The sequence below is a fragment of the Streptomyces sp. PA03-3a genome (assembly GCF_033792735.1).
Taxonomy (GTDB): Bacteria; Actinomycetota; Actinomycetes; order Streptomycetales; family Streptomycetaceae; genus Actinacidiphila.
In genome coordinates this window covers 80,020-94,635 of sequence record NZ_JARAVM010000030.1, presented here as the reverse complement: position 1 = coordinate 94,635, position 14,616 = coordinate 80,020, and the positions used below count along the sequence as shown (strand labels likewise).

Here is a 14,616-nt window from a genome sequence, read left to right as displayed (position 1 = left end):
AAGGGGTGGGGTCCGCCACCGCCGCACGCGGTCGCGGACCCCACCCCTGGCACTGCGTCGGAGCGTCAGGTCACCAGCGGTACCAGCGGCGGCGTCCGCCGCCCTCGGCGGCCCGGAAAACGAAGCCGAGCAGCCACACCACCAGGACGATCAGCGCGATCCACCACAGGGCCTTGAGGGCGAAGCCCGCCCCGAAGAGGATCAGGGCCAGCAGCAGGACGACCAGCAAAGGAACCATGTCTTCAACCTCCTGACCCCGCGTGTGCCCCGGGTCTGCGGCACCATGCACCACCATTTCCATGGCTCCGGCCGCCTGATCCCGTCGACCGGTCGTGCCCGGTGCGCAGGAATGAACGGCGCCGTCGCGGACAGACGTGCGGTGCGGGCGCCGGACCGCGTTTCCCCCGTCGCGGTCCGGCACCCCGCCGGTCATCAGGGCGCCGGGGCGCGCACCTCCACGTCGTCGGGCCCGAGCGGCCGGCCGTCGGCGTCGCGCATCTCCAGCGGCGCCACCGGGCGGCCGCTCGCCCGGTCCACGGCGGTGGTGCGCCGCTCCCCGGGCTCGAAGAGGTTGTCCTCGCCCCACTGGCGCAGGGCGAGCAGCACCAGCCGCAGCCCCTTTCCCTCCTCGGTGAGTTCGTACTCCCGGTACGGACTCCCGTCCGAGGCGGGCACCGTGCGCAGCACCCCGTGCTCCACCAGCTTGCCGAGACGGCTGCTCAGGATGTTCTTGGCGCAGCCCAGGCCGCGGTGGAAGTCGTTGAACCTGCGCACCCCGTTGAGCGCGTCCCTGACGATCAGCAGCGACCACCAGTCGCCGACGACGCCCAGGGTCCGTGCGACCGGGCACGGTCCGTCACTGAAGTCCTTCTTCTGCATCTCCCTCTCCCGGTTTCGACATTAAACCGAGAGGGCGGGCCGGGCAAACACCGGTGCCGGGTACGGGCCTACTCGGGCCGGGCGGGGACGTAGAAGCCGGTCGTGGCGTCGACCGCGGCGGCCACGGTGTCCTCGGGGGCGCCCGAGGCGGCGTACGCGGTGCCCCAGGCCCCGCTGCTGCGGGTCATGAAGTCGCGGGCCTCGTCGGAGTACTGCCACTTCTCGGCCATCTCCGGTCCGCTGGGCTCGCCGGCGAGGTACAGGCCGAGGCCCAGCAGCCCCAGGTCCCAGCCGACGCCGACCGCGCCGGGTCCGAACCGGTCCCACATGCCGGGCGGCACGACGGCGACGTGCTCCAGTTCCAGGACCGTGCGCTCCGCGTCCCGCGCGGCCAGCCGCACCTCCACCTCGCTGAACCCGGGGGCCTCGCCCATGACCCAGCTGACCCGGAGCAGCTTCGGGGGCTCGCAGCGCAGGACCTCCCCGCCGGCGTTGCCCTGCAGCTGGTAGCGGCCGCCGAGCCTCAGCTCGCCGGTGACCGGCATGAACCAGCGACCGATCCGCTCCGCGGTGGTGCAGGCGTCCCACACGTCCTCGACGGGGGCGTCGTACGTGCGGCGCAGCAGCACCGTGCGCGCCTCCTCGCCGGAGACGTCCCGGCTGCCGGTCGCGCGGTGGATGGCGTTGATCTCGTCCACGATGTTCATGCGGTGTCTTCCCGTTCCCTTCCGTTGTTCCCGGCCTGTTCCGTCCCCGGTCGCCGCTCTTCCTGTGCGAGACGCCGTTCGCGGCGCCCCCGGGCGAGTTCGGTGCCGAGCGCGTCCAGCCGCTGCTCCCAGAAGCCGCGGAAGCGCTCGAGCCACGCGTCGACCTCGCGCAGCGGCACGGCCCGCACGGCGTAGAGCCTGCGGGTGCCCTCCGCCCGCACCACGGCGAACCCGTTCTCCCGCAGGACCCTCAGATGCTGGGACACGGCGGGCTGCGAGATGCCGAACTCCTCCCTGATGACCTCGGTGATCGCGCCGGACGGCTGTTCCCCGGAGGCGAGGAGCTCCAGAATCCGGCGTCGCACCGGATCCCCGAGTACGTCGAATGCGTGCACGTCGGTCACTATGACAGTAGCCCCTTATATAAGCAAGGAGTTAGGTAACCTCGGGGCTGCGCTGCTTCGGGGCGGAGGTGTCCGCTTCTCGGCGGTCTCCTGAGCGGCGACGACGCGCCCCGGCGCGCGTCTCACCCCAAGGGCGGAGGGACGAACCGGGCATAGGGGTGGCTTCAGGGATGTTCTCTGACGCGGGCCTCCGAGTCCACGGCGTAGGACTGGGAGGGTCCGCCCTGTACGGGCCGCGTTTCCGAAGGAGTGATGACCATGCGCCGCATCCGCGTCCAGCGACCGAAGAAGCCGGCGCCGTCGCGCCCTCCGATCGACCTGCGGACACCGTCCGGAAAGCCCCTCCCGTACTGACGCCGTCCCGACGCACACCGTGCACGTCCAGAAGGGTCGCCCGAGATGAGCGACACGTCCTGCCGACCGGGCGGTACCGTCCCGGCCTTCCGCCCCGTCTTCGCCTACGTGGTGAGGCGGCTGCGCTACCTCGCCGAGGGCTTCCGCCGCGCCGCCCCGGCCGGGTGACGGCACCGGTGGGGCCCGTAAGGCCGCCGGGCGGCCAAGGCACCGTCCGTCCCGGCCCGGCTCGCCGGCCCCGCGCACCCGGGGGCCGTGACGGGTCGCGGCCGGGTCCCCCGGACGGCCCACGCGGAGCGCTGTTGCGCGCCGGCGCCGGCCGGGCGACCCTTGACGTGATTCGGGTGCACCGGAACGCGAGGTGGGCCATGGTCGAGCCAGCAGTGACGATCCGGCAGGACGGCGAGGGCTACGTGGTCACGTGCCCGGGGACCGACGCGGTCGGTCGCGGGCCCACGGAGACGCAGGCGTGGACCGACTTCTGGGCCGCCCTGCATGCCGACTGGAAACCCCCGGATGAGCTCAGGGCGGGCCCCGGCGAGGACCACGCGCGAGGGCTACGGGTCCTGCGGCTCTTCCTCTGACCCGGTCAGGGCGCCCGGCCGGACCACACTGGTTCGACGCGTTCCCACTCCCGCTCCCACGACCGCAGCCGCCCGCGCAGCGCGGGGGCGGCCACCGCACGGTGCACGCCCCAGGCCAGCGCGGACCAGAGCAGGAAGGACGTGACACCCAGTACCAGCGCGGCCCCCCGGGCACCGGCCGTACTGCGGGGCTCCGGCGCCGGTACGCCCCGGTCGTCCACCCAGATCCGTATCCGGTCGCCCGCCTCGACGGGCCGCCCCACCGGGACCCGCCCGGTGTGCCGGCGGCCGCGCGGGTACTCCCAGTCGGCACTCGCCGGCGGTGGCGAACGCATGCCGTGCTCATGGAAGACCGGTCCCGAAGCGGCCAGGGCGGTGCCCGCCACGAGGTGCCGGTGGCCCCGTTCGGCCAGCGCCTGGCGCGCTCCGCCCGGTGCACGGCGAACCCCACGTACGACGAGACGACCACGGCCAGCCCATCAGCACGGAGGCCGCCAGCCGCGGCAGGGTGTGGGCGCACGGACGGCACCGGGCCGACAGCACGGCAGGACAGGTACAGAGCAACATGGGACCCCCTCGGACGAGGCGCGCGGCCCGGCCTCGACCGGACTGCCGACATGCTGCACCCACGGGGCGTCCGGGCGCCGGGAATTCGCCTGCTAGTCGGCGACCGCGGGCGACGCCGGCCGCGGGCCGGGGACCCGGTGGGTACGGCCCGCCGAGGGCGTCGGCCGGGACAGCACGACCACGCCCCGGCCGGCCGCCAGCGCCCCCGCCAGCGCCACCGCGAGGCCCACCGAGCCGCCCCGGAAGCCCTCACCGAGCAGCAGCACGCCCACGCACCCCGCCACCAGGGGGTTGGCCAGCGTGACGGCCGCCAGCGCGACGCCCAGCCCACCGCGGTACGCCTCCTGCGACCACACCATCCCCGCGATCGCCAGGACGCCGGTGCAGCCCGCCGCCACCAGGAGCATCGGGTCGGCGACGGCCGCCCCCAGCCCCTGCGCGGCCAGGTGCACCGCGAGGCCCTGGGTCAGGCACGAGGCGATCCCGAACGCCGCGCCCGCCGCCGTCGCGAAGCGCAGCGCGCGCAGCACGGACAGGTCGGTCCCCCGCGGCAGCCGGGTCAGCGCCAGTGCCGCAGCCGCCGTGATCGCCGCCAGCAGGACCAACTCGGCACCGCTCAGCGCCCGTTCCATGCCGGGCGACGCGGTGGACAGCAGGAGCGTCACCAGCCCCAGTACGGTCAGACCCGCCCCGCGCCACTCCCTGGCTCGTACCCGGCGCCGGCCGAGGGCCGCGTGCAGCGGCAGCGCCAGTACGAGGGTCAGCGCGCCCAGCGCCTGGACCACGGTCAGCGACCCGTACCGCAGCGCGACCGCGTGCAGTCCGGCCCCGGCCGCCTGGAGGACCAGAGCCAGCGTCCACAGCCCGCCCGTCGGCTTCCGCCCGGAGGCGGCCGTTCGTTCCTGCGCGACGGCCGCCGTCGCGTAGCAGACCGCCGACAGCAGGGCCGCCGCCAGGGACGGCACGCCGCCGTTCATGCGAACGCCGTCCGAACGGGCATGGGGCTCCTCCTGGGGTGCGGGGACGGTGGCGAGTGCGCCCCCAGCACATCGTGCGCGCCGCCCCCGGGGCATCAGGGTCCACCCCGAGCCACCCCCCAACCCTTGTCGGGGACGTCAGGTGCAGACCGTGCCGGCGGGCGGCGACTGGCCGCGGACCAGATAGCCGTCGACGACCTCGTCCACGCAGCCGACCGACCTGAGGTACGCGGTGTGGCCGTCGCCGTCGTAGGTGAGCAGCCGGCCCGAGGAGAGCAGGCGCGCAAGGGCCCGGGCCTCGGTGTAGGGGGTCGCCGGGTCCCGGGTGGTGCCGACGACCAGGATCGGCGGCGCACCGGGCGCGGTGATGGGACCGGCCGGCTGGTCCGCGGGGACCGGCCAGTGGGCGCAGGTCGACAACTGGTCCGCGAAGTAGCGGCCGAAGCGGGGGGAGGCCCTCAGGAACTCGGGGAGCGCGGCTCGTGCCTGCGCGGGGGTGGCGCGTGCTCCCAGACTGCCGCTGAGACAGGTGATCGCGACATACGCGTCACTGCTGAAACCGGAGTCCTCGAAGGCCCCGCCGAGTTCCTGCACGGTGGTGGTGTCACCGGTGCGCACCTCGCGGAGCGCGGCGCGCAGCTTCTCCCACGCGGGCTCCAGGAGAGCGGTCGTGACGGCGCTGATGAGGCTGTCGCCGTCGACGACCACGTCCTTGCCCTGCCGCAACGGGGCGCGGTCGAGGGCGCCGACCAGCGCGTCCAGCGCGGCGCCGGCCTCTGCGGCGGAGTGGCCCACGGGGCACGCCGGGCGGACGGCGCAGTCGGCCGCGAAGGAGTCCCAGGCGATCTGGTAGCCGCGGGCCTGGCCCAGCAGGCTGTGGACGCCGTCGAGGGTGGGGTCGACGGCTCCGTCGAGCAGCATGCGGCCGACGCGGGACGGGAAGAGGCCGGCGTAACTCGCCCCGAGGTAGGAGCCGTAGGAGAAGCCGAGGTAGTGCAAGCGCTCGTCGCCGAGGAGGGTGCGGACCAGTTCCAGGTCCCGGGCCGAGTCGAGCGTGCCGACGTGGCGGAGCAGGCGCCCCGCGCCGCGCTCGCACGCGGCGGCGGTCTCACGGGCCGCCTCGTCGGCGGCCGCGAAGTCCGGCCCGCCCTCGTCCGGCCCGCCCTCGTCCGGCCCGTCCGAGCCGGGGCGCCCCCCCACCGTCGCTGGGGTGCCCGCCGTGTCGTCGCCGCAGTTCACGGGGGTGCTGGAACCGACCCCGCGCGGGTCCACGGCGACCAGGTCGTAGGAGGCCCGCACGGTTTGGGAGAAGGCCCCGGCGTACGACCACAGCGAGGTGATCGCCGGTTCGCCGGGGCCTCCGGGGTTGAAGAGCAGTGAGCCGATGTGCCGGGCGCCGGCGCCGGTGGCCTTCCTGCGGGTCGCCGCCAGGCGGATGTCGCCCGCCTCCGGACGGGCGTAGTCCAGCGGGGCCCGCAGGGTGGTGCACTGGAACCTGGGCTGCTCCGCGCAGGGCGTCCACCGGAGCTTCTGCCGGTAGTGGTCGGTCGGCCCGGGGGGAACGGCCGTGGTGCCCGGGGGCCCCGCGGGGCCGTGGCCCACGCGCTGCCCCGGAGGTCCCGCCGCGCAGCCGGTCAGCAGGAGCACGCAGGTCCAGAGCGCGGCGAGCACCGCGTGGTGGAGCCCGCGCCGGGGTCCGCGGGATATGTGGCCGGTGGTCCGGGCTTCCTTCATCGCCACGTCTCTCCTTCACCTTCCGGTGCGCGATCAGTGCACCACGCAGCGTGTCCAGCGGAGGTGTTCGCCTAGGCCGGCGGAGTGAACCGGCGCGGGCGCGCCGGGCCACGACGCAGGTGCGGCCGGCCGGCGGCGGACGGCACTGCGCCCCGGACCCGTGTACGGGTCCGGGGCGCAGTACGTGAGGGGGAACGCGGGCCGTCAGGCCTCGCCGCCCTGGGTGCGACGCCGGCGCAGGAGGAACACCCCGCCCGCCGCCGCGGCGGCCAGGAGGGAGGCGCCGGTGAGGCTCTCGGCGGTGTTCATGCCGGTCGAGCCGCCGAAGCCGGTGTCGGGCGCGCCGCCGCCGTTGTTGTCGTTGTCGTTGTCGTTGTCGTTGTCGTAGCCACGGTCGTTGTCGCGGTCCCGGTCGTAGCCGTGGTGGCGCTTCTTGTAGCACTTGCGGTCGTTGTCGCGGCCGCCGTAACCGCCGCGGTCACCGTAGCCGCCCCGGTCGCCGTAACCGCCGCGGCCGTTGTCGTCGTCCCCGCGGTCGTCACCGCGGCCGCCGTGGCCGCCCCGGCCGTGGCCGCCCCACGAGCACTTGTCGCGGCCGTGGCCGCCGCGGCCGTAGTTGCCGTAGTCGTCCTCGTAGTCGTCCCCGTACTCGTCGTCGCCGTTGTCGTTGTTGTGGTTGTGGTTGTGGTTGTTGTTGTTCGTGTTGGTGTTCGTGTTCGTGTTCGTGTTGGTCCCGCCGTCACGGTCACCGCTCGTGCTGGTCGTGCCGGGAACGGTGAGGGTGCCGACGCTGCCCTGGTCGGCCTTCGGGCCGATCATGCAGCTGACGGTGATGGTGTAGGTGTTGGCCGGCGCGTCGTCCGGGATCGTGAAGGTGCCGGTCAGCGGACCGCCCGGGGTCGTCGCGTTCAGGGCCAGCGCGTTGCGCAGCAGGCCGGAGGGGAAGGCGTTGGCGTTCACCATCGCGCCGGGCGCCTGGCAAACCTCCGAGCTCGCGGTGACGGTGACGGACCGTCCGTTCTGGGCGACGTTGACATCCACCACGGCGAAGGCCTGCGAGTTCGGAAGGACGACCGCCGCGGCCGTCATCGTCGCCATCGCCAGGATACGAGCACCACGCATGGAGCTGAACCTCCTTGTGGACGGGGCAGGCGGGATGTGGCCCCCGGCACGACTGCCAACGCGTCCTCGAGACCTATATGGCGATCATCCGCAGTCGCTCCGCACCCCGAGACCGGCGGAGGTGTACGGCCGAATGGGGTGGGGCCGTGGCGCTGCGTGGAGCGTTTCCGCAGGTGAGAGGTGGCGTGACGGCCCGGATAAGAAAAATGTGAAGAGATGTCCAACCGGGTGACGGAGCCTCAGTTAATCTTGCGTCAGCAAGCGGCGGAGGCTCGGCCCTCCCGGCGCCGGAATGGCTGACGAATCGTCAGCGCGCTTCGCCGTGCCCGCACATGGGTCCAGGGTCGCATCGGCTGCCGCTGTGCTGATCCGTCAGAAACCGGGCAGGGCCGTGGGATTCACCCGCCCGGGCTCAGAACCGGATGCGTGCGGCGACGGGCAGATGGTCGCTCCCGGTGGCGGGCAGGGTCCGTACGTCCGAGACCGTCGCGGAACGCGCCAGGACCTGATCGATCCGGGCCAGCGGAAAGCGCTCCGGCCAGCTGAACGCGAGCCCTCGCTCCGGGACGCCCAGCCGCGAGGTGAGCGGGGCGAGCCCGCGGTCGTCGACGGTGCCGTTGAGGTCCCCGAGCAGGATCACCCGGTCCAGCCGCTCGGCCGCGATCTCGGCGCCGAGGAGGGCCGCGCTCTCGTCCCGCCGGGCGGAGCCGAACCCGGTGGGACCGAGGCGGAGCGAGGGCAGGTGGGCGACGTACACGGCGACGTCCCCCTGCGGCGTCCGGGCGGTCGCCCGGAACCCGCGGTCCCAGTCCTCGCCCAGGTCCGCGGGCCGGATGCCGATCCTGCGCTCGTCCACGAGGGGGTACCGGGACCACAGCCCGACCGTGCCGAAGGACACGTGATGCGGGTAGGACGGGTCCAGTACGGCGCCGAAATCCGGCAGCAGGGAAGGCGTCAGCTCCTGCAGGGCGATCAAGTCCCCGTCGGCCGCCGCCAGTTGCCGTGCCGTGCCCTTCGGATCGGCGTTCACGTCACTGACGTTGTGCTGCACCGCGACGAGATCGTGCGCGGCACCGCCCTGGGGGCCCGGCGGCCACCCGAAGACCGCGAACCAGGCCGCCGAGGGCACAAGGAGCGCGCACAGGGCGACTCCCGAACGCCGCAGCAGGGCCGCGCACAGCACCACCGGGACGCCCAGCCCCAGCCACGGCAGGAACGTCTCCAGCAGGCTCCCCCAGCGGCCGGGACCGTTCGGCACCGCGGCGTGGCACACGAGCAGCAGTGCCAGCAGCAGCGGAAGCGCCGCCAGGACCCCGTCCCACCGCCGACGGCCGTGCCACCCGCGGCCGTGGCGCACCGCGCCCTCCCACCCGTGAACGGCCCGCCCGTGATCCTTGCGCCCCAGTGATCGCACGCAGCAACCACGCGGGGCCGCGTGATCCGGTTCCCGCACCGCGCCGTGACGGGGCCCACACACCCCGGCTACGACGCCTCTCTCGCGTCCTCCACGACCCGGAACTCCGCCGGGCCCAGCGTGAGCACACCGTCGCTCAGCGGCGTGCACCGCACTCCGCCCTTGCCGCGCAGCGCGCGCTGCGCCCCCGGACCGATGACGGCGTCCATCCAGGCGCAGGGCCGGGCGGGGCGCCGCACCGCGAACAGGACGGGTCCCGCTCCGGTGTCCAGCGCCACGGTCGTGCCCACGTACGCGTCGATGTCGACGCCGCGGAGCAGGACGTTGCGGCGGGTGTGCCGCAGGTCGGTCTCCGGGGCGATGTCCAGCGGGAGGCTCTCGGCGGCCATGAGCGTGACGGCGGCGTCGCGATGGGCGGGCCGCGCGTAGTAGCGGTCGCCCACGAGCCCCAGCGCGCTCCGCACCTCGGCACGTCGCACCAGTTCCCCGTCCGGCGCCGCCGACGGCCCTTCCGAGGGCCGCCCCATGTACCGATGGGCGGGCGACACCAGTAGTTGCACGACTTCGACCTGGGCAGACATGCCGCCAGCGTAGAACGCCGCCCGCGGTCTACGGCGTGGCCTTCGTCTCAGGGCCGCCCGAGGTGACGGCGGTCCCAGACGGCCCGGGACATCGCGATCGGGCGGCGCAGGGGTGTGCCGTCGACGTACAGGTCGACGCGCTCGTTGTAGAACGCGACCATGCCCGCGACGGGGGCGCACGCCGCCGTCGGGAAGTCGTACGCCCAGGCGATGTCCTCGTGGACGGCGCCGTCGCCGTCGAAGGACCAGTAGCCGCTGGTCGTGCCCTTGTACGGGCAGCGCGTGACGGTGTCCGAGGGGCGCAGCCGACTCCAGTCGACGTGCACGCGCTCGAGGTAGTAGCGGGTCGGCAGGCCCGTCTCGAAGAGGGTCACCGCATGCGGCGCGTCGGCGAGCACGGTGCCGTCGATCTCCACGCGGACGCTGCTGGAGGAGCGCAGGGCGTCCACCCGGGTGTAGGGGCTCCGCGGGTGGACGAAGACCTGCTCGTCCTCCTCGTACCAGGCGTCGAGGGCCTCCCAGCGGAACCGCGCCGTGCCCAGGAGCCGATCGGGGGCACCCTCGTCCCACACCCAGGCCGCGCCCTCGCGGACCTCCGTGCCGACGCGCAGCGAGTGGCGGCGCGCCGGGCCGGGGCCCAGCCGGCCGGCCCGGCCGTCGTCGGTGAGCTCTCCCCCGGTCAGGTCCTCCAGCGGGATGCTGTACTGCGGATAGCCGGGCCACTCCCACACGTACAGGGCACGCCGGGTGTCGAGCACGGTACGGCCCCCGACCTGCGCGCGGATGCGCCGCGGGACGGGCTCGACCTGCCCGACAGGGACGATCAGACCCGGGTGGTTCACGCTCTCGTCCGCCATCGGTGGTCACCTCGGTCCGTTCACGGGCTTCCGTACGCCCAGCTTCACCGGCGCCCGCGTGATCGGCCACCCCGGCCGCGCACCCGGGACAGCGCGGTCTCAGCCGAACACCACCGACCACGGCCGCGGTGGCCCGTCCGGTGGGGGCGAGGCGCCCGAGCGCCGCCCGGCCGCGGCGCCGTGCCGCGCCAGCACGTCCGCGGCGAGCGCCGCGAAGCGCGGGGCCGCCGGGTGCGCGGAAGGGCCGGCGGGCCAGGCGGCGCCGATCCGGCGGACGAGGGGGGTTCCGGACAGCGGCCGCCAGGCCACACGGGGCTCCCGGCGGGCCGCGGCACCCTGGTCGAACGCGACGCCGCCGCCCGCCGCGACGAGGGCGAGCAGGAACTCGGGGCTGGACGCGTGTCGTACGCCGCCCGGGACGAAGCCCGCCGCGCGGCAGCTCTCCAGCAGCCGGTCGTACCAGCCGGGAGCCTCGTCGCGGGGGAACACCACGAGGTCCTGGCCGGACAGATCCGCGAGGGACACCTGCGGCCCGCGGGCCGACGGCGAGGCGCGGGGGAGGACCACCCCCAGCGCGGACGAGGCCTCCGGGCCGAGCCGCAGCCCGTTCGCCGCCTCCACCGGCCGGTGGACGAGGCCGACGTCGAGACCGCCCGAGGCGAGGAGCCGCAACTGCTCAGCGGTGGTGGCCTCCCGCAGATCGACCGCCGGCCCCAGGGCGTGCTCCGCGCACGCGGCCAGCAGCGCGGAGACCACCGCCGCCGTGGTGCCGGTCGGCACCGCGGCCCGCAGGGTGCCCAGCCCGCCGTCGGCGGCACGCCGCGCGAGTGCCCGCAGGCGGTCCTCGCGGGCGAGGAGTTCCCTCGTCTCCTCCAGCAGCAGCGCCCCTGCCGAGGTCAGCGAGGTCCGGCGCCGCGACCGGTCGAACAGCTCCGCGCCCAGTTCCCGCTCGAGCGCGCGCACCGCCTGGCTGACCGGCGGCTGTGCCGTGCCCAGCCGGTCGGCGGCGCGGCCGAAGTGCAGTTCTTCCGCCACGGCGACGAAGATACGCAGGTGGCGCAAGAGATCCACGAGCAAGGACCCTACGCGAGGAGGCTGTTGATGGTCGAGGAGGAGATCCGGGGGGTGTTCGCGGCGGCCGGTGCCGAGGGGCGGCTGCACGCCGTAGCGATCGGTTCGGGAGTGGACGGAGCGGACGGAGCGGCCGAGGTCGCCGTGGACGCGGACGAGCCCGTCGTCATCGCCTCGGTCGTGAAGATCCTCCTGGTCCTGGAGTTCGCCCGCCAGGTCGCCGCCGGGCAGCTCGACCCCCGCGAGCGGGTACGGATCACCGCGGCCGACCGGCTCGGCGGCTGGGGTACCGCGGGGTGTGCCGACGACGTCGAGCTCTCGCTCCGCGATCTCGCCCACTTCACGATGTCGGTCAGCGACAACACCGCCGCGGACCTGCTGCTGGCCCGGGTCGGACTCGACACCGTACGGCTTCTCACCGAGGAGCTCGGGCTCACCGGCATCCGGCTCGTGGGCGGCCCCCGCGACGTGCTGGAGTCGATGCTCGACGAGGTCGGGGCACGCACCGAGGGGGAGTTCGCGGCCCGCTGGCCGGCGCTGCCGGACGAACGGAAGAGGCGGCTCGCCGTCCTGGACCCCGCGCGCACCAACGCCGGTCCGCCCCGTGAGATCACCCGGCTGCTCCGGCTCGTCTGGAGCGACGGGGCAGGCCCGCCGCAGGCCTGCGCCTGGGTCCGGGAACTGATGGGCCGGCAGGTCTTCCGGCACCGGATGGTGTCGGGCTTCCCCGACGAGGTCACCGTGGCCGCCAAGACCGGCACGCTGCCCGGTCTGCACGCGGAGGCCGGGGTGGTCGCCCACCCGGACGGCGGGCGCTACGCGGTGGCGGTCTTCGCCCGCACCCGTGAACTGACCGCGACGCGCACCGCGGTGGACGCGGCGATCGGCACCGCCACTCGGATCTCCGTGGACTTCCTGCGAGGCCACCGACGCTGACCTGCGCTCATATCGGATCGCGCATCGAGCGGGCGGAATTCCGGTCTTGGACGGGGGTGACGCGCCCCTGATCTTCTGAGCCCATGAGCGACGACACCCACGCACGAGGTCTGAGGAAGTTCGGACGGCGCACGATGCTGCGGGGGGCCGCGCTGTCCGCGGCCACCCCGCTGCTGCCCGGCCCGTTGCCCACGGCCGCCGCGGCACCCGCGGTCCGGCGCGCGGCGCCGGCCGCCGGCGCGGCGACGTTCCGCTGGCTGGGCACGGCCGGCTGGCGGATCGACGTCTCCGGCAGGACCCTGCTGTTCGACCCCTACGTGACACGCTTCCCCACCGGGCTCTTCACCGGTGCCTTCGACCGCGCCACCCGGCTGTGCACCGACGAGGCCGCCGTCCGGGAGCGGGTGGGCCGCCCGGAACTCGTCCTGGTCAGCCACTCCCACTGGGACCACCTCGCCGACGTGCCGTACATCGCCGCGTCCACCGGGGCCAGGGTCGTCGGCACGGAGACCACCTACCACCTGCTGGTCGCGCTCGGTGTCGACCCGGCGCAGATCTCGGTGGTGAAGGGAGGCGAGGTGCTGGACTTCGACGGCATCGTGGTGGAGGTCGTCGCGAGCCTGCACAGCCGCAACAGACAGCGCGCCTACTTCGCCCCCGGCAGGCTCGCCGGACCGCCCCCGGCACGCCCGGAGACGATCGGCGACCTCCCCGAGGGCGACACCCTCGCCTACCAGGTGACGGCCGGGGACGGCGGCCCCTCGGCCTTCCTCATGGGTGCCAGCGACTTCGGCGAGCGCGCGGCCCGGGGACTGCGCCCGGACCTGGCGATGGTCGCCGTACCGACCAGCGCCTCGACGCACCGCTACGTCCCGCGACTGCTGGCCGCGCTGGGCGACCCGGACGTCGTGGTGCCCGTGCACTGGGACGACTTCGAGCGGCCGCTGGACCTGCCGCCGCGCACCGACCCGTCGGCGGACCTCGACGCCTTCGCGGCCCAGGTCCGCCGCGAGTCGCCCGCGACGCGCGTGGTCGTCCCCGACTACCGCACCCTCTACGGCGCCGACATGCGGCCGGTGTCCTGACGGCCCGCGCGGGGGGCGTCAGGCGCCGACGGTGCCGTCGACGCCCTCGCGCAGGAAGTCGGCGTGCCCGTTGTGGCGGCCGTACTCCAGGAGCACGTGCACCATCACCATCCGCAGGGAGACGTCCTCGCCCCAGCGCGGCTGGTGCCCGGTCAGGTCCAGGGACCCGGCCGCCTCCTCGATCCGGCGGGAGTTCCGGACCTCGGCCTCCCAGGCCGCGAAGGCCTCGGCGCGGGTGGACGCGCTCGCGTCGTAGGCCGCCTGGAAGTCGATCCTGTCGGACCACACCATGGGCGCGTCGTTGTCCTCGAACACCCGGCGGAACCAGGCGCGTTCCACCTCCGCCATGTGCCGGACGAGCCCGAGCAGCGACAGCGTGGACGGAGGCATCGACTGCTGCCGCAGCTCCTCGTCCGAGAGCCCCCGGCACTTCATGGCCAGCGTGGCGCGGTGGTAGTCGAGGAACGCCCGGAGCGTCTCGCGCTCCCCACCGAGCAGCGGCGGGCCCACGCGGTCGTCGTCGGTCACTGAGTGCTCTCTTTCTCCGTCGCGGACAGCGGGGGCCAGCCTCTCACCCAGCTTCTCCGGGGGCCTGCGAATTACGGTGGGCCCGGACCGGCGGGACGGCTGCGAAACACGGTATTATAGCGTCCGTTACAGATCGATGGGGCAGGAGGCATCGCCATGGCAGGAGGACGGCCGCGGGCCTTCGACGTCGACGAGGTGCTGGACCGTGCGCTCGAGGTGTTCTGGCGCCAGGGTTACGAGGGCACCGGGATCTCGGACCTCACGCGGGCCATGGGCATCAACGCCCCGAGTCTGTACGGGGCGTTCGGCAACAAGGAGAGCCTGTTCAAGCGGGTCCTCGACCACTACGCCGACGGGCCCGCCCGCTACATCCGCGAGGCGTTCGCCGAGCCCGACGCGCGCGGTGTCGTCGAGCGGCTGCTGCACGGCGCCGCGGACGCCACGACGCGGCCCGACTGCCCCCCGGGCTGCCTCACCGTGCAGGGCGGGCTCGCCGCCTCGGCCGGGGCCGAGGCCGCGCGCGACGAACTCACCTCACGCCGGGCGGCCGGCGAGGCGGCGCTCCGCCTGCGGCTGGAGAAGGCGCGCGCCGACGGGGAGCTGCCCGCCGACGCCGATCCGGACGATCTCGCCCGCTACTTCATCACCGTGTACCAGGGCGTCGCCGTCCAGGCGGCGGGCGGCGCGACCCGCGAGGAACTGCACCGGGTCGTCGACCTCGCGATGGGTGCCTGGCCCGCGGGGCCGGCGGCCGGCTGACGCCGCCGAAGAGGCGTCCGCCGGCATGAGACCGGCGCCATGACGGCCCGGCGGCCA

18 protein-coding genes are annotated in these 14,616 nt (G+C 74.4%); 5 read left to right on the top strand and 13 right to left on the bottom strand.

Going from position 1 to position 14,616, the window contains the following annotated elements; translation table 11 throughout:
* Positions 1-70 precede the first annotated feature (70 nt).
* The 4 genes from PV342_RS30665 to PV342_RS30650 all read right to left on the bottom strand — a co-directional run bounded on the left by PV342_RS30665 (position 71) and on the right by PV342_RS30650 (position 1,990).
* Positions 71-238 (bottom strand): hydrophobic protein, encoded by a 168-nt coding sequence (locus tag PV342_RS30665; RefSeq protein WP_361005477.1) that lies wholly within the window; start codon positions 236-238, stop codon positions 71-73.
* Positions 239-432: 194 nt separating this feature from the next.
* Positions 433-879, bottom strand: coding sequence for a winged helix-turn-helix transcriptional regulator (locus PV342_RS30660; RefSeq protein ID WP_354796343.1), 447 nt, complete (start codon positions 877-879; stop codon positions 433-435).
* A gap of 68 nt (positions 880-947) precedes the next feature.
* A complete protein-coding gene (locus PV342_RS30655) occupies positions 948-1,586 on the bottom strand; it encodes an SRPBCC family protein (protein ID WP_396346802.1) in 639 nt (212 codons plus the stop codon).
* Entirely contained in the window at positions 1,583-1,990 is a 408-nt protein-coding gene (locus PV342_RS30650; protein WP_400803654.1) for an ArsR/SmtB family transcription factor, read from the bottom strand. Before PV342_RS30650 ends, PV342_RS30655 begins: the two co-directional genes overlap by 4 nt.
* A 399-nt stretch (positions 1,991-2,389) precedes the next feature.
* Between PV342_RS30650 and PV342_RS30645 the strand changes: the two genes are divergently transcribed.
* Complete coding sequence (locus PV342_RS30645) at positions 2,390-2,512, top strand: hypothetical protein (RefSeq protein WP_018559360.1); 123 nt, start codon at positions 2,390-2,392, stop codon at positions 2,510-2,512.
* Between the two features lie 200 nt (positions 2,513-2,712).
* Positions 2,713-2,928, top strand: coding sequence for a hypothetical protein (locus PV342_RS30640; RefSeq protein ID WP_158689733.1), 216 nt, complete (start codon positions 2,713-2,715; stop codon positions 2,926-2,928).
* 5 nt (positions 2,929-2,933) lie between these two features.
* On the opposite strand, the gene PV342_RS30635 is transcribed toward PV342_RS30640, so the two are convergent.
* The 8 genes from PV342_RS30635 to PV342_RS30600 form a co-directional block, all read right to left on the bottom strand.
* Complete coding sequence (locus PV342_RS30635) at positions 2,934-3,341, bottom strand: Rv1733c family protein (RefSeq protein ID WP_500319531.1); 408 nt, start codon at positions 3,339-3,341, stop codon at positions 2,934-2,936.
* Positions 3,342-3,587: 246 nt separating this feature from the next.
* The gene (locus PV342_RS30630) at positions 3,588-4,472 is read right to left on the bottom strand and encodes a DMT family transporter (RefSeq protein ID WP_500319515.1); all 885 of its coding nucleotides are present in this window, start codon (positions 4,470-4,472) and stop codon (positions 3,588-3,590) included.
* Between the two features lie 138 nt (positions 4,473-4,610).
* Positions 4,611-6,206, bottom strand: coding sequence for an alpha/beta hydrolase (locus PV342_RS30625; RefSeq protein ID WP_500319513.1), 1,596 nt, complete (start codon positions 6,204-6,206; stop codon positions 4,611-4,613).
* A gap of 204 nt (positions 6,207-6,410) precedes the next feature.
* Positions 6,411-7,328: a hypothetical protein gene (locus PV342_RS30620; protein ID WP_500319511.1), complete on the bottom strand. Its 918-nt coding sequence runs from the start codon at positions 7,326-7,328 to the stop codon at positions 6,411-6,413.
* A gap of 412 nt (positions 7,329-7,740) precedes the next feature.
* Entirely contained in the window at positions 7,741-8,685 is a 945-nt protein-coding gene (locus tag PV342_RS30615; RefSeq protein WP_400803667.1) for an endonuclease/exonuclease/phosphatase family protein, read from the bottom strand.
* A gap of 125 nt (positions 8,686-8,810) precedes the next feature.
* A complete protein-coding gene (locus PV342_RS30610) occupies positions 8,811-9,323 on the bottom strand; it encodes a molybdenum cofactor biosysynthesis protein (RefSeq protein ID WP_500319509.1) in 513 nt (170 codons plus the stop codon).
* A gap of 47 nt (positions 9,324-9,370) precedes the next feature.
* Complete coding sequence (locus PV342_RS30605; protein WP_500319508.1) at positions 9,371-10,180, bottom strand: DUF427 domain-containing protein; 810 nt, start codon at positions 10,178-10,180, stop codon at positions 9,371-9,373.
* A gap of 99 nt (positions 10,181-10,279) precedes the next feature.
* A complete protein-coding gene (locus PV342_RS30600) occupies positions 10,280-11,251 on the bottom strand; it encodes a LysR family transcriptional regulator (protein ID WP_500319507.1) in 972 nt (323 codons plus the stop codon).
* A gap of 30 nt (positions 11,252-11,281) precedes the next feature.
* Between PV342_RS30600 and PV342_RS30595 the strand changes: the two genes are divergently transcribed.
* Together PV342_RS30595 and PV342_RS30590 are read left to right on the top strand one after the other, a co-directional pair.
* Complete coding sequence (locus PV342_RS30595) at positions 11,282-12,187, top strand: serine hydrolase (protein WP_500319506.1); 906 nt, start codon at positions 11,282-11,284, stop codon at positions 12,185-12,187.
* Between the two features lie 83 nt (positions 12,188-12,270).
* Positions 12,271-13,272: an MBL fold metallo-hydrolase gene (locus PV342_RS30590; RefSeq protein WP_500319505.1), complete on the top strand. Its 1,002-nt coding sequence runs from the start codon at positions 12,271-12,273 to the stop codon at positions 13,270-13,272.
* 18 nt (positions 13,273-13,290) lie between these two features.
* On the opposite strand, the gene PV342_RS30585 is transcribed toward PV342_RS30590, so the two are convergent.
* Positions 13,291-13,800, bottom strand: a complete 510-nt coding sequence (locus PV342_RS30585; RefSeq protein ID WP_018559372.1) for a DinB family protein — start codon at positions 13,798-13,800, stop codon at positions 13,291-13,293.
* A gap of 156 nt (positions 13,801-13,956) precedes the next feature.
* Here PV342_RS30585 and PV342_RS30580 point away from each other — a divergent pair, with 156 nt between their 5' ends.
* Positions 13,957-14,559, top strand: a complete 603-nt coding sequence (locus PV342_RS30580; protein ID WP_361014156.1) for a TetR/AcrR family transcriptional regulator — start codon at positions 13,957-13,959, stop codon at positions 14,557-14,559.
* Positions 14,560-14,616: the final 57 nt, after the last annotated feature.

Excerpts from the sequence above, each read along its gene's own strand:
- PV342_RS30630 (WP_500319515.1), bottom strand. The coding sequence starts at position 4,472 with ATGAACGGCGGCGTGCCGTCCCTGGCGGCGGCCCTGCTGTCGGCGGTC.
- PV342_RS30605 (WP_500319508.1), bottom strand. The coding sequence starts at position 10,180 with ATGGCGGACGAGAGCGTGAACCACCCGGGTCTGATCGTCCCTGTCGGG.
- PV342_RS30595 (WP_500319506.1), top strand. The coding sequence starts at position 11,282 with ATGGTCGAGGAGGAGATCCGGGGGGTGTTCGCGGCGGCCGGTGCCGAG.
- PV342_RS30580 (WP_361014156.1), top strand. The coding sequence starts at position 13,957 with ATGGCAGGAGGACGGCCGCGGGCCTTCGACGTCGACGAGGTGCTGGAC.
- PV342_RS30610 (WP_500319509.1), bottom strand. The coding sequence starts at position 9,323 with ATGTCTGCCCAGGTCGAAGTCGTGCAACTACTGGTGTCGCCCGCCCAT.
- PV342_RS30625 (WP_500319513.1), bottom strand. The coding sequence starts at position 6,206 with ATGAAGGAAGCCCGGACCACCGGCCACATATCCCGCGGACCCCGGCGC.
- PV342_RS30655 (WP_396346802.1), bottom strand. The coding sequence starts at position 1,586 with ATGAACATCGTGGACGAGATCAACGCCATCCACCGCGCGACCGGCAGC.
- PV342_RS30590 (WP_500319505.1), top strand. The coding sequence starts at position 12,271 with ATGAGCGACGACACCCACGCACGAGGTCTGAGGAAGTTCGGACGGCGC.
- PV342_RS30645 (WP_018559360.1), top strand. The coding sequence starts at position 2,390 with ATGAGCGACACGTCCTGCCGACCGGGCGGTACCGTCCCGGCCTTCCGC.
- PV342_RS30660 (WP_354796343.1), bottom strand. The coding sequence starts at position 879 with ATGCAGAAGAAGGACTTCAGTGACGGACCGTGCCCGGTCGCACGGACC.
- PV342_RS30640 (WP_158689733.1), top strand. The coding sequence starts at position 2,713 with ATGGTCGAGCCAGCAGTGACGATCCGGCAGGACGGCGAGGGCTACGTG.
- PV342_RS30620 (WP_500319511.1), bottom strand. The coding sequence starts at position 7,328 with ATGCGTGGTGCTCGTATCCTGGCGATGGCGACGATGACGGCCGCGGCG.
- PV342_RS30665 (WP_361005477.1), bottom strand. The coding sequence starts at position 238 with ATGGTTCCTTTGCTGGTCGTCCTGCTGCTGGCCCTGATCCTCTTCGGG.